The sequence below is a fragment of the Hydrogenophaga sp. NFH-34 genome (assembly GCF_021401345.1).
In the GTDB taxonomy this organism is placed as follows: domain Bacteria; phylum Pseudomonadota; class Gammaproteobacteria; order Burkholderiales; family Burkholderiaceae_C; genus Hydrogenophaga; species Hydrogenophaga electricum.
Genome location: NZ_JACBGE010000072.1, coordinates 1 through 518, shown reverse-complemented (window position 1 = coordinate 518; position 518 = coordinate 1). Strand labels below are relative to the sequence as shown.

Here is a 518-nt window from a genome sequence, read left to right as displayed (position 1 = left end):
GGCTTGTATCTTCATATCTGACTGGCGCGGTAGAGTGTGGCCGCCGTTGAGGCGGCCAGACCGGCCCGTGCAGTTTGGTAGCGGCTGGGGTGATCGAGCCCGTGACTGAGTACAGAACGCACGGCCGCCGCGCTGGTCTTCGTGAAGCCCGAACGGTTACGCGCGCCTTCGATGAGTGCGCATGCACAAGCAAGGGATCTGGAGATCATGTCTGTTTCGTCAGTGACGGTAGGCATCGACGTGGCCAAGGCGCACGTGGATGTTTTTGTGTTGGGTGCCAAGAGCGATGTCCAGCGGTTGACCAACGATGCCGAGGGCCATTCGGCGCTGGCTGCGGTGCTTAAGCCCCTGGGTGTTGGCCTGGTGGTGATGGAGGCCACCGGCGGTTACGAGGCCGCTCTGGCCTGTGCGTTGCAGGCGGCGGGCTTGCCCGTGGCAGTGGTCAATCCGCGCCAGGCGCGCGACTTTGCCAAGTCCATGGGACGGCTGGCCAAGACCGACGCGGTGGACGCGCGCAT

The 518-nt window shown here is 64.3% G+C and carries 1 protein-coding gene; it reads left to right on the top strand.

Features of this window, described 5'->3' with window-relative positions; translation table 11 throughout:
• Nucleotides 1–207: 207 nt before the first annotated feature.
• Nucleotides 208–518 (top strand): IS110 family transposase (locus tag L0977_RS25365; protein ID WP_442786674.1); only part of this gene is annotated, 311 nt, incomplete at its 3' end.